Source organism: Gordonia sp. LMA167, from assembly GCF_058130025.1.
On sequence record NZ_CM176708.1, the window covers coordinates 1397377 to 1420025 of the forward strand.

General features: G+C 66.6%; 23 protein-coding genes. 15 read left to right on the plus strand and 8 right to left on the minus strand.

Annotation, left to right across the window (positions count from 1 at the left end; all coding sequences use genetic code 11):
• The first annotated feature begins 37 nt into the window (after window positions 1-37).
• From ACVT6V_RS06270 to ACVT6V_RS06280, 3 genes are all read left to right on the plus strand, one after another.
• Window positions 38-943 carry a class II glutamine amidotransferase domain-containing protein gene (locus ACVT6V_RS06270; protein ID WP_489898939.1) on the plus strand — a complete coding sequence of 302 codons (906 nt, stop codon included), beginning with the start codon at window positions 38-40 and terminating at the stop codon, window positions 941-943.
• Window positions 931-1626 (plus strand): protein glxC, encoded by a 696-nt coding sequence (locus ACVT6V_RS06275; protein WP_489898940.1) that lies wholly within the window; start codon window positions 931-933, stop codon window positions 1624-1626. Before ACVT6V_RS06270 ends, ACVT6V_RS06275 begins: the two co-directional genes overlap by 13 nt.
• 155 nt (window positions 1627-1781) lie before the next feature.
• Window positions 1782-3110 carry an FMN-binding glutamate synthase family protein gene (locus ACVT6V_RS06280; RefSeq protein ID WP_489898941.1) on the plus strand — a complete coding sequence of 443 codons (1329 nt, stop codon included), beginning with the start codon at window positions 1782-1784 and terminating at the stop codon, window positions 3108-3110.
• A 205-nt stretch (window positions 3111-3315) separates the two neighbouring features.
• Here ACVT6V_RS06280 and ACVT6V_RS06285 read toward each other — a convergent pair whose 3' ends face one another.
• From ACVT6V_RS06285 to ACVT6V_RS06295, 3 genes are all read right to left on the minus strand, one after another.
• Window positions 3316-4359 carry a quercetin 2,3-dioxygenase gene (locus ACVT6V_RS06285; RefSeq protein ID WP_489898942.1) on the minus strand — a complete coding sequence of 348 codons (1044 nt, stop codon included), beginning with the start codon at window positions 4357-4359 and terminating at the stop codon, window positions 3316-3318.
• Window positions 4356-5351, minus strand: coding sequence for an alpha/beta hydrolase fold domain-containing protein (locus tag ACVT6V_RS06290; RefSeq protein ID WP_489898943.1), 996 nt, complete (start codon window positions 5349-5351; stop codon window positions 4356-4358). Before ACVT6V_RS06290 ends, ACVT6V_RS06285 begins: the two co-directional genes overlap by 4 nt.
• Window positions 5352-5427: 76 nt before the next feature.
• Complete coding sequence (locus tag ACVT6V_RS06295) at window positions 5428-6303, minus strand: LysR family transcriptional regulator (protein WP_489898944.1); 876 nt, start codon at window positions 6301-6303, stop codon at window positions 5428-5430.
• Between the two features lie 115 nt (window positions 6304-6418).
• Between ACVT6V_RS06295 and ACVT6V_RS06300 the strand changes: the two genes are divergently transcribed.
• From ACVT6V_RS06300 to pcaC, 5 genes are read left to right on the plus strand one after another with little or no spacing between them, the layout of a single operon-like run.
• Window positions 6419-7600: a 4-hydroxybenzoate 3-monooxygenase gene (locus ACVT6V_RS06300; RefSeq protein ID WP_489898945.1), complete on the plus strand. Its 1182-nt coding sequence runs from the start codon at window positions 6419-6421 to the stop codon at window positions 7598-7600.
• Window positions 7585-8424 carry a protocatechuate 3,4-dioxygenase subunit beta gene (pcaH, locus tag ACVT6V_RS06305; RefSeq protein WP_489898946.1) on the plus strand — a complete coding sequence of 280 codons (840 nt, stop codon included), beginning with the start codon at window positions 7585-7587 and terminating at the stop codon, window positions 8422-8424. Before ACVT6V_RS06300 ends, pcaH begins: the two co-directional genes overlap by 16 nt.
• A complete protein-coding gene (pcaG, locus tag ACVT6V_RS06310) occupies window positions 8421-8969 on the plus strand; it encodes a protocatechuate 3,4-dioxygenase subunit alpha (protein WP_489898947.1) in 549 nt (182 codons plus the stop codon). The genes pcaH and pcaG overlap by 4 nt, the downstream gene beginning before the upstream one ends.
• Before the next feature lie 13 nt (window positions 8970-8982).
• Window positions 8983-10230 carry a lyase family protein gene (locus ACVT6V_RS06315; protein WP_489898948.1) on the plus strand — a complete coding sequence of 416 codons (1248 nt, stop codon included), beginning with the start codon at window positions 8983-8985 and terminating at the stop codon, window positions 10228-10230.
• A complete protein-coding gene (gene pcaC / locus ACVT6V_RS06320; protein ID WP_489898949.1) occupies window positions 10227-10613 on the plus strand; it encodes a 4-carboxymuconolactone decarboxylase in 387 nt (128 codons plus the stop codon). The genes ACVT6V_RS06315 and pcaC overlap by 4 nt, the downstream gene beginning before the upstream one ends.
• On the opposite strand, the gene ACVT6V_RS06325 is transcribed toward pcaC, so the two are convergent.
• Together ACVT6V_RS06325 and ACVT6V_RS06330 are read right to left on the minus strand one after the other, a co-directional pair.
• Entirely contained in the window at window positions 10604-12193 is a 1590-nt protein-coding gene (locus ACVT6V_RS06325) for a DUF222 domain-containing protein (RefSeq protein WP_489898950.1), read from the minus strand. The genes pcaC and ACVT6V_RS06325 overlap by 10 nt on opposite strands.
• A 586-nt stretch (window positions 12194-12779) precedes the next feature.
• A complete protein-coding gene (locus ACVT6V_RS06330; RefSeq protein ID WP_489898951.1) occupies window positions 12780-13337 on the minus strand; it encodes a TetR/AcrR family transcriptional regulator in 558 nt (185 codons plus the stop codon).
• Between the two features lie 154 nt (window positions 13338-13491).
• On the opposite strand from ACVT6V_RS06330, the gene ACVT6V_RS06335 reads away from it, so the two are divergent.
• From ACVT6V_RS06335 to ACVT6V_RS06345, 3 genes are all read left to right on the plus strand, one after another.
• The gene (locus ACVT6V_RS06335) at window positions 13492-14682 is read left to right on the plus strand and encodes a cytochrome P450 (protein WP_489898952.1); all 1191 of its coding nucleotides are present in this window, start codon (window positions 13492-13494) and stop codon (window positions 14680-14682) included.
• A gap of 54 nt (window positions 14683-14736) precedes the next feature.
• Entirely contained in the window at window positions 14737-15507 is a 771-nt protein-coding gene (locus tag ACVT6V_RS06340; RefSeq protein ID WP_489898953.1) for an IclR family transcriptional regulator, read from the plus strand.
• 85 nt (window positions 15508-15592) lie between these two features.
• Entirely contained in the window at window positions 15593-17122 is a 1530-nt protein-coding gene (locus ACVT6V_RS06345; protein ID WP_489898954.1) for an acyl-CoA synthetase, read from the plus strand.
• A gap of 10 nt (window positions 17123-17132) precedes the next feature.
• On the opposite strand, the gene ACVT6V_RS06350 is transcribed toward ACVT6V_RS06345, so the two are convergent.
• Window positions 17133-17561 (minus strand): MarR family winged helix-turn-helix transcriptional regulator, encoded by a 429-nt coding sequence (locus tag ACVT6V_RS06350; RefSeq protein ID WP_489900724.1) that lies wholly within the window; start codon window positions 17559-17561, stop codon window positions 17133-17135.
• 109 nt (window positions 17562-17670) lie between these two features.
• On the opposite strand from ACVT6V_RS06350, the gene couN reads away from it, so the two are divergent.
• From couN to couM, 3 genes are read left to right on the plus strand one after another with little or no spacing between them, the layout of a single operon-like run.
• Window positions 17671-18582 (plus strand): 4-hydroxyphenyl-beta-hydroxyacyl-CoA dehydrogenase, encoded by a 912-nt coding sequence (gene couN, locus ACVT6V_RS06355; protein ID WP_489898955.1) that lies wholly within the window; start codon window positions 17671-17673, stop codon window positions 18580-18582.
• Entirely contained in the window at window positions 18579-19469 is an 891-nt protein-coding gene (gene couO, locus ACVT6V_RS06360) for a 4-hydroxyphenyl-beta-ketoacyl-CoA hydrolase (protein WP_489898956.1), read from the plus strand. Before couN ends, couO begins: the two co-directional genes overlap by 4 nt.
• 26 nt (window positions 19470-19495) lie before the next feature.
• The gene (gene couM, locus ACVT6V_RS06365; protein ID WP_489898957.1) at window positions 19496-19969 is read left to right on the plus strand and encodes a p-hydroxycinnamoyl-CoA hydratase; all 474 of its coding nucleotides are present in this window, start codon (window positions 19496-19498) and stop codon (window positions 19967-19969) included.
• A 10-nt stretch (window positions 19970-19979) separates the two neighbouring features.
• Here the strand turns inward: couM and ACVT6V_RS06370 are convergent, their stop codons facing one another.
• The gene (locus tag ACVT6V_RS06370) at window positions 19980-21059 is read right to left on the minus strand and encodes an alpha/beta hydrolase (RefSeq protein ID WP_489898958.1); all 1080 of its coding nucleotides are present in this window, start codon (window positions 21057-21059) and stop codon (window positions 19980-19982) included.
• A 90-nt stretch (window positions 21060-21149) separates the two neighbouring features.
• On the opposite strand from ACVT6V_RS06370, the gene ACVT6V_RS06375 reads away from it, so the two are divergent.
• A complete protein-coding gene (locus tag ACVT6V_RS06375) occupies window positions 21150-21527 on the plus strand; it encodes a YrdB family protein (protein ID WP_489898959.1) in 378 nt (125 codons plus the stop codon).
• Here ACVT6V_RS06375 and ACVT6V_RS06380 read toward each other — a convergent pair.
• On the minus strand, window positions 21491-22642 hold the full coding sequence (locus tag ACVT6V_RS06380) for a serine hydrolase domain-containing protein (RefSeq protein ID WP_489898960.1): 1152 nt from the start codon (window positions 22640-22642) through the stop codon (window positions 21491-21493). The two genes, ACVT6V_RS06375 and ACVT6V_RS06380, sit on opposite strands and share 37 nt — an antisense overlap.
• Window positions 22643-22649 lie beyond the last annotated feature (7 nt).

Here is a 22649-nt window from a genome sequence, read left to right on the forward strand (position 1 = left end):
ACCGACCCAGACAGACAGACAGACAAGGACAGACGACATGTGCGGAATCGTCGGGTTGCATCTGCGCAACCCCGAACTCCACCCCCGCCTCGGTGAGCTGCTCGGCCAGATGCTCGGCGAGATGCAGGACCGCGGCGCCGACTCGGCCGGCATCGCCATCTACGGTGACCCGACCTGGTCACCGGCCGGGCAGGGCTGCGTTTCGCTGCTCGAAACCGGTGTCACCGCAGACCAACTCGACGCGGCCGCGGCAACTGTCGGCGCAGAACTGGGCAGCGAGGTCAGCGGACAGCTCGTCGACGACACCCTGGTGCTCAGCGCGGCGGTCGACTCGGAAACACTGCTCGCCGCCGCCACGGCGGTGTACCCGCAGGCGCTGGTCGCCGGCTTCGGCGCCGACCTCACCGTCCTCAAGGGCGTCGGTGCGCCGCGAGACCTGGTGCAGGCATGGGGACTTCCGAACGCCAGCGGCTGGCAGGGGGTCGGCCACACCCGGATGGCCACCGAATCCGCGGTGACCCCATCGGGGGCACATCCGTTCGCCGTCGGGCCCGAACAGTGTCTGGTGCACAACGGTTCGTTCGCCAACCACGCGACGATCCGGCGTGAGTTGCGCGCCGAGGGTGTGCATTTCGACTCCGAGAACGACACCGAGGTCGGTGCACGCTTCGTCGCACATCAGCTCGCCCAGGGCAAGGACGTGGAGACCGCGCTGAAAGAGGTGTGCGCCACCTTCGACGGCTTCTACACCCTGCTGGTGTCCAACCACGACTCCTTCGCGGTGGTGCGCGACGCCATCGCCTGCAAGCCGGCGGTCATCGCCGAAACCGACGACTGGGTCGCCATGGCCAGCGAATACCGTGCCCTGGCCCACCTGCCCGGCGTCGAGAACGCACGTATCTGGGAACCCGAGCCTGAGGTGGTCTACGCATGGACACGCTGAACCCCAACCACACCTTCGATCTCGCGACGACGTCTCTGCGCGAGGTGAACGCCGCGCTGCACAGTGACGACATCTCCGGTGAGATCGTCATCGATCACCCGTCAGGAGCGCACAGCGTGGCCGCCGGTGTGAATGCGCCGGTCAAGATCACCGTCAACGGGCACGTCGGCTACTACGCCGCCGGCATGAACCAGCGGGCCGAGGTCACCATCAACGGCAACGCCGGCACCGGTGTGGCCGAGAACATGATGAGCGGCACCGTCGTCGTGAAGGGCAACGCATCGCAGTCGGCCGGGGCAACCGCACATGGCGGGTTGCTGGTCGTCGAGGGGGATGCGGCTGCGCGCTGCGGCATCTCGATGAAGGGTGTCGACATCGTCGTCGGCGGCAACGTCGGCCACAACAGCGCCTTCATGGCCCAGGCCGGCCGGCTGGTCATCCGCGGCGATGCCGGTGACGGCCTAGGGGATTCGATCTACGAGACCCGGATCTACGTGCGCGGTCAGGTCGGCTCGCTCGGCGCGGACTGCGTCGCCAAGCCGATGCGCCCCGAGCACCTCGAGGAGCTTGCCGGACTGCTCAAGGCCGCCGGCTTCAAGGGCGACGACCCCAAGGACTACACCCGTTACGGCTCGGCCCGCGAGCTCTACCACTTCCACGTCGACAACACCTCGGCGTACTGACGCTCTTCGCTGATCGAGTAGCCGACGAACGAAGTGAGGAGGCGTATCGAGATCGCGCACCAGGCTTCGATACGCGTCGGGCTCGCAAGCTCGCTCGTCGCTACTCAACCCGCGAGCAGATGCGTTGCCACACCCTAATTGCAACGGAGAACACCATGACCAACCCAAGCATCGAGCAGCGAGGGCTCCGCGAGTCCGCCACCTTCGACCGCACCACCATCGCCGCCATCCAGCGGGCCGCCGAGACCGGGATCTACGACATCCGCGGCTGGGGCGCCAAGCGTAAGCTGCCGCACTTCGACGACCTGCTGTTCCTCGGTGCGTCGATGTCGCGCTACCCGCTGGAGGGCTATCGCGAGAAGTGTGACACCGACGTCGTCCTCGGCAGCCGAAATGCGAAGTACCCGTTGCACCTCGACACCCCGGTGACAATCGCCGGGATGAGCTTCGGCGCGCTGTCCGCCGGCGCCAAGGAAGCACTGGGGCGCGGTGCGTCGGAGGTCGGCACGTCGACGACCACCGGCGACGGCGGTATGACCCCGGAAGAGCGCGGGCAGTCCAAGAATCTCGTCTACCAGTACCTGCCGTCGCGCTACGGGATGAATCCCGACGACCTGCGCAAGGCCGACGCCATCGAGATCGTCCTCGGTCAGGGCGCCAAGCCGGGTGGCGGCGGAATGTTGCTGGGCCAGAAGATCTCTGAGCGGGTCGCAGCGATGCGTACCCTGCCCGAGGGGATCGACCAGCGCAGCGCGTCGCGCCATCCCGACTGGACCGGACCCGACGACCTCGCGATCAAGATCAACGAGCTGCGTGAGATCACCGACTGGGAGAAGCCGATCTACGTCAAGGTCGGCGCCACCCGCACCTACTACGACGTGAAGCTGGCAGTACATTCCGGCGCTGACGTCGTCGTCGTCGACGGTATGCAGGGCGGCACCGCGGCCACCCAGGACGTGTTCATCGAGCACGTCGGCATCCCGACGCTGGCCGCGATCCCGCAAGCCGTTCAGGCGTTGCAGGAGTTGGGTGTTCATCGTGAGGTCCAACTCATCGTCTCGGGCGGCATCCGCAATGGAGCCGACGTGGCGAAGGCGATGGCGCTGGGTGCCGATGCGGTTGCCATCGGCACCGCGGCCCTGATCGCTCTGGGCGACAACGACCCTCGCTATGCCAAGGAGTACGAGGCCCTGGGCTCGGCAGCCGGTTATTACGACGATTTCCAGGAGGGCAAGGACCCGGCCGGTATCACCACGCAGGACCCCGAACTGTCGGCACGGTTCGACCCGGTCGAGGGCGGTCGTCGGCTGGCGAACTTCCTGCGCGTGATGACCATGGAGGCGCAGACCATCGCCCGCGCGTGCGGCAAGGCGCACCTGCAGCACCTCGAACCCGAGGACCTGGTGGCGATCTCCATCGAGGCGTCGGCGATGGCGCGGGTTCCGCTGGCCGGCACCAGTTGGATTCCGGGCGCGGGGTTCTGAGCCGGGTTCTGAGCCGGGTGCGCTCGAGGCGGCGGGCCGGCTTTTGCGGGAGTGCTCAATCCACAGCACCAGAAAGCATCCCCGGGACCGGCCTCGGGTCCGTGAAAGGGTCGGAATCTCCCCGACACTGACCGGCGGTTTTCGTTACGGGCGGGCCGGAGGCCAGCGGGTGGGCCGCAGGCCCAGTGGCTCAGGGGTAGCCCTGTCACAGGTGCCCGTACGCAGTCTCCGGCGGCGGGCCGACCATCGTCACATCGAGGTCGGAGATCTGACCGAGCTTCGCCATCAGCGAGGCCGGGTTGATCAGACCTTCGGTGTAGACGTTGTCGGCGGTCGGCTCGCCGGTCCGGTCGAAGAAGGGCTCGAACACGTCGGTGGTGAGGACGCCGAGCATGCGGGTGTTGTGCGCGCCGAGGGCATAGCTGTGGATGGTGCCGGGCGGTGCGTGGACGAAGTCTCCGGGGGTGAGCAAGACCTCGGTGCCGTTCACCCACAGCCAGATCCGGCCGGAGAGGCAGAAGAAGTTCTCGGTGTGGAGCTGGTGGAAGTGCTGCGGGATGTAGGGCTGCCGGTTGCCGAGGGTGGTCACCGAGAAGTAGCGCCGGTCGGTGTTGACGCCCCGGGCCGAGAACGTGTTGATCGCGTCCGGCCAGGCCCGGTGGTCGCCGGTGTGCGCGCGCTGGAAATAGGCCTCGGTGCCGGCGGGTAGGGCGTCGTCCCAGACGTCCGACGGTTCGGTGAAGTCGATGTCGGCGACAGTCCAGGCGGCGGGTATGCCGGGTGCTTCGACGGCGCCGGTCGCGCGGTAGATATGCTGGGCCGCAGCGCCGTCGGTGTCACCGAGCGCATCGAGTGCTCCGCCCGGGGCGGAGAACAGCAGGAACCGCGACATGTGGTGCAGGAATCGGTAGGCCACGGGCGTGCCGGCGGGTACATGCACGGAGTCGCCGGGGCCGAGCACCCGACTCTCGCCCGGCAGCCAGAACTGGATCGACCCGTCGAAGACGTAGTACGACCGCTGATGCGCGAGACGGTGGAACGGCGCGCCCGAACCGCGGGGTCCGAGGACGAAGGCCGCATCGAAATCGCCTCCGCTGTCCGATGATCGGGCCACGACGGTCCACAGTTGACCGCCGATCTCATGGCGTTCACCGTCCCCGCTGGGCATCAGGTAAGGGACCTGCTCGCCGGGCAGGGCGCCGACGACGGGTGTCAGGCGGTGGATTGCGTCGAGGTCGTTGACGGTCATGCGTTCTCCTGTGTGGCAGTGGAATCGATGGGTGTGACGGAGGTCGGGTCGAGGTGGCGCTCGAAGAATCGGCCGACGGTGTCGAAACCGAAGCCGACGTCGCGCGTGCTCGCGGGGGCGGATGACCGCAGGGTTGCCGAAGCCGATCCCGCCGCGGCGAGGCGGCCGTCGTCCATCACCGTCGCCATCGCGACGTCGAGGCGACCGGCCGGGTTGAGGAAGCCGTGCCGGTAGTCGTCGACGAGGTACAACTCGGCTGGGACATCGTGAGCGAGAAGAGAGTCGAACAACAGCGCGCTGTGGGAGGACGGGACCAGCACGTCGCCAGTGCCGTGCGAGATCTGGAACGGCGGTGCGGACGCCGTCACGCGCATGTGCGGGCTCGCCATTCGGGCGAGATCGGGATCGTCACCCGGCAGGCCACCCAGCAATCTCGACTCCGGCGAGGTACGCGGATCTGTGCCCGGGAGTGCGGCTCCGGGTCCGATGCTCTCCTGCGCCAGGTCCACCGGAGCGTACGACTCGGCGACCGCCTGGACGGCGGCGCTCGCGACGTCGGCGTCCACCATCTCTCCCGCCAGTCGCGCCACGTGTCCGGTAACGCCGGCGAGCGCGGCGAGATGTCCGCCCGCCGACGCACCCCAGAGCCCGATGCGGCGGCCGTCCAGCCCGAATCCGGAGCCCCGGACTCGCAGGAAACGGATCGCGGCGCGCACATCGTGGAGTTGGGCCGGAAACAGCGCGTCGCCGCTGAGGCGGTAGTCGATGGCCGCCATGGCGATGCGACGAGAAACGAAGTGGGTCCACAGGTCAGGTGCGAGGGTGCGGTCACCGGTGAACCAGCCGCCACCGTGCAGCCACAACACCACCGGCACCGGCGCCGACGTCGATGCGCTGTCAGGCAGGTAGAGATCGAGCAACAGCGGGCCGGACTCGCGTTCGATGTAAGTCATCGTGCGCGGGCGTACATGCATCGGAGTGGTCGGATTCACCCGACCATCGTGCGGTCCAGGTCACAGTGGAGTCCATCAGGAATCGATGAACAGGCATTCGGGAAACCCGAACATCTCAGACGTCGACTGTGCGGGCCTCGTAGATGACCACGTCGACGAACTCGCGGATTGTCGACGTCGGACGGCCGGTCAGACACAGATACGTGGTCAGGCGCGGCACGTCGACGATCGGGACGAAAGCCAGTCCGGGACGTGCATACGCTTCGGCCGCCGATTCGCCGGCGATGTTGATGCCTGCCCCGACGCCGCAGAGTTCGAGGATCTCCTCGAAGTTGTGCGCGATCGGACTCACCCGGACATCCGCCGTATCGCCGAGAAGCGCGGTCAACCATCCGGCCGACGACTCGGCGGTGCGACCGACGATGAGGGTCTCGCCCGCCATGTGCTCCCGGTCGACGGACTTTCGGCGCGCCAGCGGGTGATCGTCGCGCAGGACCAGGACGCAGCCCTCGTCCCAGAGCGGCACCGCACGCACATCGTCGGGTGTCGGACCTGCCTCGGTCACAAACGCGCAGTCGACCTCCCCGTCGGCGAGCGCGCGGTAGCTACCGTCGAAGCCGAGATGCTTGATCTCCCAGTCGACGCCCGGTAGCGCCGCCGTCGCGGCGGCCATCACGGTGCGAAACCGCCGACTGGACACCATCAGTCCGACTCGGATCCGCGACTCGTCCGGCCGCGCGGATCCCCAGTCACTCACCTCGTCCATCGACGCCAGCGCGCGGCGGGCCAATGGCAGGAGTTCCTCGCCGGCGGCCGTCAGGGCCACACGGGGCGACCGTACGAGCAGTGGCCGTCCGGAGCGCTTCTCCAAGGTGGCGACGTTCTCGCTGAGCGTCGACGGACTGAGGTGCAACGCTGCGGCCGCGCGCCCGAAGTGCAGATTCTCGGCCACGGCGACAAAGCATCGGAGTTGTTGCGTCGTGATGTCCATGAGTTGGTTCACATCGTAGGCGCTTTCACTGAGTGAAAGCAGAAGATCGACTTCTGTGATCCCGACCTCCTACCGTCAACGCATCGCATCACCTCACAGAAAACGGAGCCGGTAGATGAGTACAGCCTCCACCCGGACACAGGTGGCCATCGTCGGCGGTGGCCCGGCGGGCCTCATGCTGTCGCATCTGCTGCATGTCGCAGGTATCGACAGCGTCGTTGTCGACAACCGGACGGTGCATCAGATCGAGACCACCCATCGCGCCGGCATCCTCGAGCGCGACAGTGTCCGGCTGCTGGTCGACTCCGGGGTCTCCGACCGGGTGCTCACCGACGGGCACGAGCACGAGGGCATCTCGCTTCGCTTCGGTGGTGTCAGCCATCGCATCGACTTCCAGAAGCTCGCCGGTGTCTCGTGCTGGCTGTACCCGCAGACCGAGGTGTTCATCGACCTCCATCGGGCACGGACCCGCGACGGTGGCGATCTGCGCTACGGAATCACCGACACCGAGGTGAGCGGCGTCCTCGATTCACCGACCGTCCGTTACACCGACGCCGACGGCGCACGCCACGAGATCACTGCCGACCTCGTCGTCGGCGCCGACGGTTCCCGCAGCATCTGCCGCAAACTCGTCGCCGACCCGCACATGTACTTCCGTGAGTACCCGTTCGCCTGGTTCGGTGTGATGGTGCAGGCGCCACCGAGCGCGCCGGAACTGATCTACAACCGGTCGCCGCAGGGTTTCGCCCTGATCAGCCAACGCACCGACACCGTGCAGCGCATGTACTTTCAGTGCGACCCGACCGAAGACCCGGACACCTGGTCCGACGACCGGATCTGGGAGCAGCTGCACACCCGCCTGTCCGGGTCGGACGGCTTCCGTCTGAAGGACGGCCCGGTGATCGAACGCACGGTGCTGCCCTTCCGCAGCTTCGTGCAGTCGCCGATGCGTCACGGCCGCCTCCTGTTGGCCGGCGATGCCGCGCACACGGTTCCACCGACCGGTGCCAAAGGTCTGAACCTCGCCCTCTCCGATGTGCGGGTGCTGGCCGAGGTCATCGAAGCGGCAGTGAACAAGAACGACGACGATGCGCTCGACACCTACACCGATCGTGCGCTCGCACGCGTGTGGAAGGCCCAGCACTTCTCCTACTGGATGACCACGATGCTCCACAATGTCTCTGGCGCATCCGATTTCGACGAACAACGCCAGCTCGGCGAACTACAGACCCTGGTCTCCTCGGAGGCCGGCTCCACCTATCTCGCAGAAGGGTACACAGGATGGCCACACCACTGATCACCGGCAAGGAGGAGGAGTCGGAGGTGTTCACCGAACACGGCCATGTCTCCTCGGATGCCGCGGCGGGCACACAAGCGCAGATCAGCGACGAGATCGCGCGGATTGGCGCCGAGTACGCTGCGGCCCAATCGGCTGGTGCGGCACCGGAAACGGCACCGCGACTGAACTACGCGCCCTACCGGTCGAGCCTGCTTCGACACCCCACCAAGAACTTTCATCACAGCGATCCCGAGGGGATCGAACTCTGGACGCCTGCGTTCGGGCACCGTGACGTCGACCCGCTCGAGGCGGACCTGACGATCCAGCACGGTGGTGACCCCGTGGGCGAGCGGATGATCGTCACCGGTCGCGTGCTCGACAGCTCGGGGCGGCCCGTGCGCAAGCAACTCGTCGAGGTGTGGCAGGCCAACGCGGCCGGGCGTTACATCCACAAGCGGGATCAGCATCCGGCGCCGATCGACCCGAACTTCACCGGCGTCGGTCGCTGCATCACCGATGACGACGGCTGGTACAAGTTCACCACCATCAAGCCGGGCCCGTACCCGTGGAAGAACCACCACAACGCGTGGCGGCCTGCCCACATCCACTTCTCGGTCTTCGGCACGGCGTTCACCCAGCGGCTGGTCACCCAGATGTACTTCCCGGGTGACCCGCTGTTCGCCTTCGACCCGATCTATCAGGCGATCGTCGATCAGAAGGCCCGCGATCGGCTGGTTGCGAACTACGACCACGATCTGACCCAGCACGAGTGGTGCACCGGATACCGTTGGGACATCGTCCTCAACGGCACCGGCCAGACCCCGATGGAGGAGCAGCAGTGACTCTCGCACCCACCCCGGGCCAGACCGTCGGCCCGTTCTTCCACTACGCACTCCCGTTCGACCGTGGCGCCGAGCTCGTGCCCGCCGGACATCCCGATCGGATCAGGCTGCACGGCACGGTGTTCGATGGGGCCGGCGACCCGATTCCCGACGCGCTGATCGAGATCTGGCAGGCCGACGGCGACGGCAACGTCAGCCAGGAGCCCGGGTCGTTGCGTCGGGATGGTTTCACGTTCACCGGCTTCGGACGCGTACAGACCGATCGCACCGGGCATTACACCTTCGCGACCGTTGCACCTGGTGCGATGACCGAGGGGGCGGCCCCGTTCTTCGCCGTCTGCGTGTTCGCCCGCGGCCTGCTCGATCGATTGCTCACCCGCGCCTATCTCCCCGGGGACGCGCTGGCCTCGGATGCGCTGCTGAACTCGCTGCCGGAGGATCGTCGCGCCACGTTGACCGCTACCAAGGAGGACGACGGCTACCGGTTCGACATCCATCTACAGGGTGAGGGCGAGACCGTCTTTCTCGATCACGGTGGACGATGACAAGCGGTGGCCGATGAGCGATCTGCTCTGGCCGGGGGACCACCACGCCGGTGACATTCTCACAGATGCGGCATTTCTCGACGCGATGCTGCGTGTGGAGGCGGCGTGGACGACGGCGTTGGTGAAGGCCGGGGTCGCGCCCCAACCTGCCGCGTTGTCGATCGAGAACGTCCGTGGGTTGGTGGGCGAGGGTGACGCGGAACAGATCTCCATTGATGCGGAGTCGGGCGGCAACCCGGTGATCCCGCTGGTCCGCGCGCTGCGTGACGGCCTCGGATCGTCGGATGCGGCCAGCTGGCTGCACCGGGGTTTGACCAGCCAGGACGTCGTCGACACGGCGCTGATGGTTTGTGTCGCCGAGGCTTTCGTTGCCATCACCGGCGAGCTCGACCGACAGATCGCGATCCTCGCGCAGCATGCTGCGGCGCATCGCGAGACCCCGATGGTCGCCAGAACGCTGACGCAGCAGGCCGTCCCATTGACGTTCGGGCTCAAGGCCGCACTGTGGTTGCGCGGCGTCCTCGACGCGCGGGAGCAGGTCGACGCGTTGCGCTTTCCGGTACAACTGGGCGGCGCGGCAGGTACGTCGGCCGCCGTCGTCGAACTCGCCGGTGCCGGCGTCGATCCCGGGCACCTGGTCGCGGAAACCGCGACCGTCGCCGCGCGGGAACTCGGGCTCGAGCCCGCGACGCCGTGGCATTCGGTGCGCACCGCAGTCACCCGCATCGGCGATGCCGCGGTGGGCTGCACCGACGCCTGGGGTCACATCGCCAATGATGTACTTACGCTGTCGCGGCCCGAGATCGGCGAGTTGACCGAGGGAGCGGGGGGATCGTCGTCGACGATGCCCCACAAGGCCAATCCGGTGTTGTCCGTGATGATCCGGCGCGCGGCGATCTCGACACCGCAACTCGGCGCGACCCTCCATCTGGCCGCGGCCGATTCCGTCGAAGAACGAACGCCAGGTGGTTGGCATGCGGAATGGGAGGCGCTCCGGAGTCTCATTCGGCGAAGCGTCGTGGCGGCGCGCCAGACCACGCGGCTCGTCGAGGATCTGCGCGTGCACACCGACCGGATGGCCGGCAATCTCGCCGCGGCCGGCGAGGCGGTGCGATCCGAACAGGCCTCGATGGCCACGATCGCCGGACACGCACCGGGCGGGGAGTACCTCGGCGCGACAGGCTATTACATCGACACACAACTCGAACGGGCGCGTGCGATGACAGCGACACTTTCATCATCGACAGGAGAGGGCAGATGAGTCGATACGACGACGGTATGACGGTACGGCGCGAGGTCCTCGGTGACGCCCACGTCGACCGGGCGACCGACGCCATCACCGACCTCACCCGCGACTTCCAGGAACTCATCACCGAGTATGCGTGGGGCAGCATCTGGACCCGCCCGGGCCTGGATCGTCGCAGTCGGTCGATGATCACGCTGACCGCACTGATCGCACGAGGCCACCACGAGGAACTCGCCATGCACCTGCGGGCAGCACTGCGTAACGGCCTCACCCGCGACGAGATCAAAGAGGTGCTGCTGCAGTCGGCGATCTATTGCGGTGTGCCGGATGCGAACACCGCGTTCCGCATCGCGAACGGTGTGTTCGCCGAGGTTGATGCTGCCGACGCTCAATCCTGATCGGCCTCGCGTCGTCTGCGGTTGCGCATCCGTTCTTGTCGTCTGCGGTTGTGTTTGGCTGCCAGTCGGGTGATCGGTCGGGTGGGTGGGGTTGGGGGTGGGGTCGGGTGGTCCGCCGATCCCGCGGGTGCGCCGGGTGGGTTGGGTGTGGCGAATCCGATGCGGAGTAGGCCGGGGAACAACGGTTCCATGGTGTTGGGGTCACCCGCGATGATCAGGCCTTCGGGGGTGGTGAACTCGGTGCGTAACCGGCCACACCGGTCGCGGTACTGGTCATCGATCCAGGTGCCGAACGTTTTGATGAGGTGGAAGAACCGGTCTTTGATGTTCAGATTCTCCGGCACCGTTTGCCCGCCGGCGGCGGGGTGGGTGTGGTCGTATTCGGCGACATGCTCCACATCAGCCCCCGGAGCGAACGCCGAGGTGTCGGTGCCGGGCACCACGCTGTAGCCATCCCGAATCCGGATGTAGGTGTCCAGGGCGGTTGAGGGCCGGTAGGGGTTCGACGGTAGATGTGCGGGCAGGGTGTAGGTGCCGTCCGGATTCTGCGGGGTGCCCGTGGGCACCAGAGGTTTGACGATCGCGTCCGGGCGGGCCGCCAACTCGCGGACGTGCTCATCGGAGATGACTCCGTGCCCGGCCATCCACCCGGCATGCGCGGCGTCACCGGTCAGGGTGGATTCGTCGCAGACGACGTGGATGACGATCGTGGCGTCCACCGGCGGCACCGTACCCGGTTCCGGGATCTGGGCGGTGCAGTCCTCGCGTCCGCACCGGCATTCGAACCGGGTTCCGGACAGCAATGCGAACATCGCATCCGAGGCGCGTTGCTGTGTGGTGCGCGGATCGTGCGCACAGGCTGCCGCGGCGAGCGCGGTGACGGCGGCGGCGGCGATGCGCACATTCTCCGCCGCCATCGAGGCGGTGATGGTTGCCATGCCGTCGGGTTTGGGGGTGGTCCACATGCGGCGCTGGGCCAGGGCGCGGCGGCGGTGTTCGCGGACCGCGTCGGGGTCGTGGCGGAACACGATCCGATCGACCATGTCGCGCAGCCGTTCGGCCGACCACGCGCCGCGGTGCAGGTCGAGTTCGGCGGCGATCTCGGCATCCACGTCGGGCATGGCGTCCTGCCCGGTGAGGAGGTCGGTGCGGGCGATGATCGAGGCCACCCGCGCCGGCGAGATCTGGCCGTGGCGCAGCCGTTCGGCCACCTGGGGGAGCCGATCACGCAGGGCCAGTGCCTCACGCACCAGCTGTTCGGCTGTCGTCTGGGAGATGCTCAACGCCAACGCGATCCGGGCGGCGCAGTCGGCGAACCCGTCGACCACCAACAGATCGTCGGGGCGCGGCTGTTCACCGACCACACGCTGGTGTAGTTCGGCGGCCAGCTGATAGTTGTGCCAGGCCAGATACGCCACACCGCGCTGGGTGGCGGCCATCGAGCCCAACAGGTCGTTGGTGTCGGCGTCGCCGATCTGTTCGGCGTGCAGACGGCCGGTGAAGATCGGCGCCAGGTCGGGCCAGGGGGAGGCCTCACCCCACCACGACGACAACGCCCAATCCGAACCCGAACCCGACACCGCACAACATCTTTCAGAGAGATGGACACGGCGAAACCACACGTCCCACATATCTCTGAAAAGTGACCGACCCCCTACAGGGCCGATCCGGCATCACATCACTGCTTCGATTTCGCTGGGTTTCAATCTACGACACCGGTCCGACAAAAATGATCGATGCAGGTCAGGGCGGGTATCGGGGTCTCGATACGCATCCTCGCCTAGCGGCTCGGAGGCTACTCGACCAGCGGAAAAGGGGCGTGCCCGACGACCAGAGGAGTGGTGCCCCTCACCCAGCGGAAGAGGACGTGCCCGACGACCAGCGGAAAAGGGCGTGCCCGACGACCCGCGGAAAAGGGCGTGCCCGACGACCCGCGGAAAAGGGCGTGCCCGACGACCCGCGGAAGAGGGCGTGCCCGACGACCAGCGGAAGAGGGCGTGCCCGACGACCAGCGGAAAAGGGCGTGCCCGACGACCCGCGGAGTGGTGCCCCTCACCCAGCGAAAAAAGGGGGGTGCCTTCCCATCTGCTGATCGAGTAGGTGACGAGCGGCAGCGAGGAGCCGTATCGAGATCACCGGGAGCCGAGTGGTCCGCCCGCCGCAGACTTACGCAGCCTGATGAATCGCGCGCACAAAAATCTCGATGAGCTCCGACTCTTCCTTCGGATCCTTCGGGGGAAAGAGCAACATCGCGAGGAAGGTGCGGATCGCGAATCGGATGGTGGTCACTTCGGTGGGGTCGAGTCCCATGAGGTCGGCGGCGATGCGGTTGATCGTGGCGGAACCGATGACGGTGTCGGCGGCCTCGGCGGTGAGGGCGTGCCGTGATCGGACAAACTGTCGGATCACACGATCGGACCGGATCTCCCGCAAGGCGACCGTGATCGCGACCTCCGCGCGACGCGGACCCGCTAACCCGTCGACTGCCTTCTCGACCTCGGCGACGACGCCGGCCGACGACAACGCCCACACGGACTCCAGCAACCTCGCCTTGCCGCCGACGTGGCGGTAGACGGTGGCTCTCGAACAATGTGCTCGGCGAGCAAGCTCGTTGAGTTCGAACCGATCGACCCCGTGCCGGCCGATCATCTCCGTGGCGATGGCGTAGAGCCGATCCCGCGCAGCTTCGCTGCGGTCACCACTCACCAACCAATCTTCGGTCATGTTCTCAGTCTGAGACATCTCAGCGATATGTTGCACCGATTTCCCGAGGTCGCACAGGCGGAGTGAGACTTGGCCGATACCGGCTCAAACGCGGTTGTGTCGACTTCGCCGCAGCGGGTTGAACTGAACGCAGCCCGGGGTCGACGCTGGTCAGGTGCATGACCTCGACAACCCGTATCCGTACTTCGACCAACTGCGAGCCGAGTCGCCCGTCGCCCGCCTCGACGGATCGCCGTTCTATCTGGTGACGAGCTGGGAACTCGTCACCGAGGCGATCGCGCGGCCGGAGGATTTCTCATCGAATCTCACCGCCACCATGGTGTGGAATGCCGACGGCACGGTGTCAGCGTTTCCGATGCTCGAGCTGGGTTCGCCGCTGCATGTGCTGGCCACCGCGGACGACCCGGTGCATCGTGAGCATCGCACGGTGGTGATGCCGTCACTGGTGGCCAAGCGCATCCGGGAGCTCGAACCGTTCATCGCCCACACGTTGAAACGGCTCTGGGACAACGGGGTCGAGGACGGCCACATCGATTGGATGACGGCGATCGCACAACGGCTGCCGATGGCCGTCGTTGCGGACCTGTGCGGATTTCCGCAGTGCGACATCGACGACCTGATCCGATGGTCCTTCGCAACCACCATCCTGCTCGATGGCGTGGTGACCACCGAACAACTCGAGGCAGCGACAGCGGCGGCGGGCGAGCTCACCGCGCACATCGACAAAGCGTTCAGCTCGGCTCTCGACAACCCCGGTGACGGCATCATGGCCGACCTCGCGGCCTTGGTGGAGCAGGGCAGGCTCGATCGGGCCGAGGCCACCTTCATACTGGTCCAACTCGTCGCCGCCGGTGCGGAATCGACGGTCAGCCTGCTCGGCAGCGCTGTGTGGCTGCTCGGCGAGCAACCAGGACTCGTCGGCCGGCTGCGTGAGGATCGCAGTCTCGTACCGACATTCGTCGAGGAGGCGCTGCGCCTGGAGTCGCCGTTCCGCGGCCACTATCGCCACGTCGTCCGCGATACCACGCTGGGTGACGTCGAACTGCCGGCCGGCTCACACCTTTACCTGCTGTGGGGTGCGGCCAACCGCGACCCCGCGCACTTCGACGAGCCGGGCACCGTGATCCTCGATCCGACGCTGCGCCGATCCCATGTGGCGTTCGGCAAGGGGCTGCATCTGTGTGTCGGCGCGGCGCTTGCCCGCCTCGAGACGCGCTCGGCGATCGACTTTCTCCTGGATTCCACGGTCGACTTCACCGTCGATCACGAGAACCCGCAGTGGGAACGCAGCCTGCTGGTGCGCCGACTGCGCACCCTGCCGCTGACGGTCAACCCATCTATGTGAGACACATCGGCCCACTACACTCGATTCCACTGAGTGAAAGATCGGGTGATGGTGATGGCGGGTAACACGAGCACTCCCGGCCAATCCGTGGCGTCCCGGGTGCTCGCGGTTCTCGGGGCCTTCGATCGATCCCACCGCGCGCTCACCCTCACCGAGATCGCCGAGCGCGCCGACCTCCCGTTACCGACCGCCCACCGTTTGGCCCGCGAACTCGAGTCGTGGGGAGCACTCACCCGCCGGCCCGACAACCGATTCGTCGTCGGCCGCCGGATGTGGGACCTGGGTCTGCTCGCGCCGATCCAGTCCGGTATCCGGGAGGTGGCGGCGCCGTTTCTGCAGGACCTCTACGCGGCAACCTTTGCCACGGTCCACCTCGCGGTCCGCGACGGAAACCAGGTGCTCTATCTGGATCGGTTGTCGGGTCGCGCATCGGTTCCGGTCGTCAGCCGCGTCGGCAGTCGACTGCCGCTGCACTGCACCGGGGTCGGAAAGGTCCTGCTCGCGCACGCACCCGATGACATCCGGCGTGCGGCGATGGCCGACCTGCGTCCGATGACGCGCTACACGATCGTCGCGCCGGGCGTGCTCGACCGCCAGCTTCGCCAGATCCGCCAGCAGGGATACGCCACCACCTCCGAGGAGATGACGCTCGGCGCCTGCTCGATCGCGGTTCCCGTCCGCAACGGTGACGACGTGGTGGCCGCCCTCGGCGTGGTGGTCCCGTCGCTGGGGCGCAATCGGGCATCGCTGGTGGCCGCGGCCCAGGTGGCCGCGCAGGGCGCGGGACGCACGCTGTACGGGATCGCACCGGCTGCGGGGGCGTGAGGCGCAAGAGTCTAAATGATTGACAAACTCAATCATTGTCAAATACGGTGATTGGCGACACATTCGTGATCGACGAGGAGTTCCAATGCGCAACATGGGTGTGGGCACCTGGCCCTTTCGCACCTCCCGGCAGCGCCCGGACGCCACCGCCATCATCTTTCGGGACGAGGAACTCACCTATCGGGAACTGTCGGAACGCACGACTCGCCTGGCTCACGCGCTCGCCGATCTCGGTGTCGGACGCGGTGACCGGGTGGCGCTGCTGAGTGCCAACCATCCCGCCTACCTCGAAGGGCTGTTCGCGGCAGGCCTGCTGGGCGCGATCCTCGTGCCCTTGAACGCACGGCTGACCGCGCCCGAGGTCGCCTACGCACTGCGCGATTCCGGCGCACGGGTGCTGATCCACTCGGCGCAGCTCGGTGCCACCGCGATCGCGGCGGTGGGCGACGAGCAGAATCCGATGCGGGTTGTCGTCGATGGGGAACCCGATGCGGGCGCGGTCGGGTACGAGGCCATCATCGCCTCGGCAGGTTCCGAGCGCATCGATGAACCGGTGGGCACCGACGATCCCTGCTTCATCATGTACACGTCGGGGACGACCGGGAACCCCAAAGGCGTGGTCCTCACCCACGGCGGCGTCACCTTCGCCGCGCTCAACCCGGTCCTCGACCTCGACCTGTGCAGCGACGAGGTCTCGCTGGTCGCCGCGCCGCTGTTTCACACGGCTGCACTGAACTTCGTCTCGCTGCCGACGATCCTCAAGGGTGGCACGCTGGTGATCGACGAAGGATTCGATCCTGGTCGTGCGTTGCGGCTGGTCGCCGAGCGTGGGGTCACCTATTCCTTCGGGGTGCCGACCATGCTGGACGCGATGAGTGCCCATCCCGACTGGGCGCGAAGCGATCTCACATCGATCCGACGGTGGATCGTCGCGGCGGCACCGGTGCCGCCGCGTACGCTTCGTACCTTCGCCGAGCGGGGTGTCAAGTTGTGTCAGGCTTACGGTCTCACCGAAACCGGTCCCGGTGCATTGGTTCTCACGCCTGATCGGGTCGAGGAGAAACTCGGGTCCGCCGGCATCGCACATTTCTTCACCGACGTCCGCGTCGTCGGACCCGACGGTGCCGAGGCGGAGTCGGGTGAGCGGGGCGAGATCCAGATCCAGGGGCCGAATGTCATGCGGGAGTACTGGGGTCGGCCGGATGCGACGGCGGCCGCGTTCACCGACGACGGCTGGTTCCGCTCCGGCGACGTCGGCGTACGCGATGACGACGGCTGCGTCACGATCGTCGACCGGCTCAAGGACATGATCATCTCCGGCGGGGAGAACATCTATCCCGCCGAGATCGAGGCCGTGATCCTGGAGATCCCCGGCGTCGTCGGATGCGGCGTCTTCGGCGTCGCCGACGAGAAATGGGGTGAGGTGGGCTGCGCCGCGATCACTTTTGCGGATGGGGTCGAGCTCACCTACGACGAACTCCGCGAGTTCCTGGAGACACGGCTGGCGCGCTACAAGATCCCCCGGTCGATGGTCGTGCTCGACGAGATCCCACGTAACGCCACGGGCAAGATTCGTAAGGACCGCCTGCGGTCGATGTTCGCGCCGGTCGGCTGAGGCTTTCGGATCAGTTGCCGGGGAACGTGACCCGGGACAACAGGGCGCGTAGTGCATCGGAATCGGCGGATTCGGGGAAGTACTCTGCGGCGACGTCGTCACTGATCGCGCGCGCCCTGCGGCAGAGGTCACGCCCGGCGTCGGTGGCCAGGATGAGTTTGTTGCGTCGATCGCCGGGATCGGTTGTGCGGACGACGAACTCGCGGCTCTCGAGGTCGTCGACCAGGGCCACGATCTGACTCGGATCGAGTCCGACGTCGGCGGCAAGACGTCGCTGTGTGATCCCGTCGGCCTGATCACAGACCGCCGCCAGGACGCTGTAGGCGCGCACCTTGAGCCCGAGTGGTGCGAGCGCGCGATTGGTTGTCTTCACCAGCACGGCGGATGCGCGGGCCAGGAGGAATCCGAGGTCGTCCTCGAGTGTCCGCCGTTGTGCCATGCGCTGTCCTTTCATCAGCCGAAGAGTACCAGTGACACAATGATTGACAAACTCAATTATTGTTGTTGTACTTCAATTTGAGGTCGACACCCGGCATCAGGAGGAACACATGGATCTGAGCGGCAAGGTCGCCATCGTCACCGGCAGCGGCCAAGGGCTGGGTCTGGCGTACGCACGTGAACTCGCGCGCTGCGGAGCGGCGGTGGTGGTCAACGACGTCCGGCAGGAGGCAGCCGACGCCGCCGTTGCCGCGATCACCGCTACGGGAGGTCGAGCGGTCGGCGTCGTCGCGCCGGTGGGCAGCGCCGAGACGGCACGCGCGCTGGTCGCGGCCGCCGTGGAGAAGTTCGGCCGTCTCGACGTGCTCGTCACCAACGCCGGCATCCTGCGTGACAAGGTGCTGTGGAAGATGTCCGACGAGGACTTCGATGCGGTCATCGACGTCCATCTGCGCGGGACGTTCACGTGTGTGCGTGAGGCGGTGAACCGGTTCCGGGAACAGGGCGAGGGCGGGCGCGTCATCTGCATCGGTTCGCCGGCGGGTCAGCGCGGCAACTTCGGCCAGACCAACTACTCGGCGGCGAAGGCGGCCATCGTCGGTATGGTCCGCACCTGGGCGATGGAACTGGCCAAGGCCGGCATCACCGCGAACGCGGTCTGCCCGGTCGCGGCCACCGCGATGACCGAGACGATCCCGTTCCTTGCCCCGCACATCGAGGGCATGAAGAACGGAGAACCCCTCCCCGACATCATCCGCCGAGAGGTCGGTATGGGTACACCCGAAGATGCCGCCGGAGTCGTCGCCTTCCTGGCCTCCGATGACGCTGCCGGTGTCACCGGGCAGGCCATCTCGGTCGGCGGTGACCGGCTTGCGCTGTGGTCGCATCCGCAGCTGACCGCAACTGCGTTCCACGACGGGGGCTTCGGCGCCGATGATGTCGCCGCCGAATGGCCCACGACGTTCGCCGATCGGCTCGAATCCGTGGGCGAAGAATTTCCCGCCGAGGTGATGGCACGATGACCAGGTATGAGTACGGCGTAGATTTCGACGCCATCGATGCGATCGACATCCACACGCACGTGGAGATCGACGGCTGCGGGCACCGCTCCATGGACGACGAGCTGATGGCCGCGTCGGAGAAATACTTCAAGTCCGGCGAGGAACGCACGCCGGCGATCGAATCGATCGCACAGCACTACCGGGACCGCAACATGGCGGCGGTGGTGTTCACCGTCGACGCGGCATCGGCGTCCGGCCACGCGCCGAATAATGTGGAGGAGATCGCCGAGCGTGCAGCGGAATTCAACGATGTGTTGATCCCGTTCGGATCGGTCGACCCGCTGCAGGGCAAGGCGGCGGTCAAACGCGTCCATCGGCTCGTCGACGAGTTCGGGGTCAAGGGTTTCAAATTCCATCCGAGTATGCAGGGGTTCGAACCCAACGATCGGCAGTTCTACCCGCTGTACGAGGCCATCGTCGAATGCGGCGTGCCGGCACTGTTTCACACCGGACAGACCGGGATCGGTGCCGGACTCCCGGGTGGGCACGGCATCAAGCTGAGGTACTCGGACCCGATGCTGCTCGACGACGTCGCCGCCGACTTCCCGGACCTCACCGTCGTCATGGCCCATCCCGCGGTGCCGTGGGTGGACGCGCAGATCTCCATCGCCACCCACAAGGCCAATGTCTACATCGATCTGTCCGGATGGTCGCCGAAATACTTCCCGGCCCAGTTGGTGAAGGCCGCGAATTCGATGTTGCGCCACAAGGTCCTGTTCGGATCGGACTTCCCGGTGATCCAGGTGGACCGCTGGCGCTCCGACTTCGAGAAGCTCGACATCAAACCCGAGGTCGTGCCACTGATCTTCAAGGAGAACGCCAAGCGCGTGCTCGGAATCAAGAGCTGAAAACCGTAACGACTCAGGAGATTGTCATGACCACAGCCACCGCCACGCATGTCGCCACGCTCGCCGATCTCGACGGACTCGTCGGCACGACCATTGGCGTCAGCTCATGGATCGCCGTCGAGCAGGAACGGATCAACACCTTCGCCGACGCCACCGGCGACCACCAATGGATCCATGTCGAGCCGGAGCGGGCCGCCGCGGAGAGCCCGTTCGGCGGACCCATCGCCCACGGGTATCTGACCCTGTCGCTGATCATCCCGATGTGGGGCGAGGTGCTCACCATCGACAGCGTCACGATGGCGGTCAACTACGGGCTGAACAAGGTGCGCTTCACCAGTCCTGTGCCCGCCGGTGGGCGGGTACGTCTGAATGCGACGCTGAAGTCCGTCGAACAGTTGCCAAAGGGTGGTGTCCAGGTCACCGTCGACGGCGTCATCGAACTCGAGAACAGCGACCGGCCGGCGGTGGTGGTCGAGGCCGTCTATCGGTTCTTCGAGTAGGTGACAGACGCTACTGTCGGCTCCGGTCGTCCAGCGCACTCAGGAACCCATCGATCCGCGGCCAGGTGTGCGCGGCCGCGTCGCTGCCGGCGATCAGGCCGAGGTGACTGGTCTCGACGGTGGTGAAGTGGACTTCCGGCGAATCCGCGAAGATCTCCACGCCGTGACGTGCCGCGGCCCAGCTGACGATCGCGTCCCGGTGACTGCCGAACAATTGGATCGGCACCGCGACCGACGTCAGATCCACCTGTCGGCCATCGAAATCGAGTACACCGTGGGCGATTTCATCCCGGTAGACCAGGTTCTCCCACATCTGTTCGGACAGTTTGCCGGGGTAGCCGGGCAGCGCGTCCTGGAACCAGTCGATGACCTGCATCCGTGCAAGCGCCTCGGTGTTGTCGGCGTTGCGGAGTATGTAACCGGGCTTCTTGATCTCGCGTTCCCACGCGGTCGCTCGATAGGCGACACGTACCAGCGGCGCCGGGATACCGCCCATCGCCTTCAACGTATACCTGACCGGTGCCGGACCGATCGGGCGGACAATTCGTTTCACCAGCGGATATGGCTGCACCAGAGAGTAATTCAACGGTGTGCCGACGGCGGTGATCGATCGGACCGGCAACTCGGGATGGGCGCCGACGGTCAGGAACGCCACCGTCCCGCCCAGGCTCCACGCGGCGAGGTCGACCTGACCGGCCACAGTGGTGTCGTCGGCGAAGTAGTCGGTGATCACGCGGCCGATCGCCTCGGGCACGATGTCGTCGAAGAAGTCCGCGAAGCCGAGATGACGGTCGGCGTAACCCATCTCGCCGAAGTCGACGACATACGGAATGCGCCCCGTGGACCGCAGGAAGGCCACCAACGACATGTCCGGTGACAGGTCGTAGCAGCGGGCCGGAACCGCGAGCGGCGGCACCAGCAGCACCGGCGTGTGTCCGGCCGACCGGGCCGTGGTGACGTCGGCGTCGGTGCCGTATCGCCGCAGGGTACGGTGCGAGCCGTCGGCGATAGTCACGTGGCCGGTCGGCTGATCCTCGACCATCCGTTCACCCCGGGTGATGCGGTACAGGGTGCGTACGCCGTCAAACATCGTCGGCACCTGTGCTCGTCGTGTTCACGACGTGCGATCCTACGGGTAGCCGATGTTCACCGATGACGGACGCCCGTGGAGGAGACCGATATGTTCTACATCGTGGGACTCGTGGTCTTTGCGCTCGAGCTGGTGGCGTGGGGTGCGATCGCATCGTTCGGCCTGATCTGGCTCGGCAACAGCGTGGCCGGCTGGGTTCTCGCGGCGGTGCTGCTGATTCTGGTGATCGCCTTCTGGAGCGTGTTCATGGCGCCGAAGGCGCGGCGACGGCTGAGCACCGTGCCGTATTACGTCGCCAAAGCGATCATCTACCTGGCCGCAGCGTATGCGCTGTGGCAGGTGAGCCCGGTCGCAGCGACGGTGTTCGCTGTCGTCGCGGTGATCGCGGAGCCGTTGTTCCGACGTGTCGAGACGTCCGGACCCGAGGGTGGTCAGTCCGCGAGTGACGACAGGACCGCCCGCAGGTAGGCATCGGAACGATCGGACCCGATGATCCCCGGCGCCATCTTGTTCATCACGTAGGAGAAGGTCACCTTCTGCAGCGGGAACATGACCGTCATCGAGCCGCCCCAGCCGCCCCAGAAGCAGATCCGTTCGTCGGGCAGCGACGGCACCGTCTCGGGCTCCGGCAGTCCGAAGCCGATGCCCCACCGCAACGGGACGCCGAGGACCAGGTCGACGCCGTGCATCTGTTCGTCGAAGATCTGGTCGATCGTCTTCTCCGACAACAGCGTCACACCGTCGACGCTTCCGCCCCGCGAGATGGCCGACATGGTGCGTACGAGTGCGCGCGCGTTGGTGTGCCCGTTGAGGGCGCCCATGTCGGCGCGCCGCCACTCGATGGTGTTCGCCGCATCGGCCCTCGCGGCAGGGCCGGTGAAGGTCTTGAACATCGGGGAATCGGTGGGTAGCGACGCGAAGTCGATCGGCAACGGTGGCGGCGGGATGAGTTCGGCGATCCGGTCGTCGTCGGCCTCGGTGGCGCCGATCTGCAGGTCGGTCCCCAGTGGACCGGCGATCTCGTCGGCGACGAATTGCTTGAGGTGTTTGCCGGTGACCCGTCGGACGATCTCACCCAGCAGGTGGCCCTGGTTCTGCGCGTGATAGCCCGATGCGGTGCCCGGTTCCCACCACGGGGCCTGCCGGGCGAGGTGTTCGACGGCCTTGTCCCAGTCGTACATGTCGGGGACGGTGAACGGCTGATCCCAGCCGGATACGCCGGAGGTGTGGGCCATGATGTGACGCACCTCGATCGCGTCCTTGCCGTTCTGGGCGAACTCGGGCCAGTAGGTGGCGACCGGGGCATGCAGGTCGACGAGTCCGCGGTCGACCAGCATGAGCACCGACAGCGCCGTGATCTCCTTGGTCGTGGACCACACGTTCACGATGGTGTCGCGCTCCCACGGCACGGTGGCGGCGGCGTCTCGATGTCCACCCCAGATGTCCACGACGACCTCACCGTCGATGTCGAGGGCGATCGCCGCGCCGAGTTCTTCGCCGGAGCCCAACTGGGTGGCGAGTTCGTCGCGCACCCGCGCGAACCGGGGATCGGTGTGGCCGTGGATCTCGGGTGTGTCGGACATGTCGAAC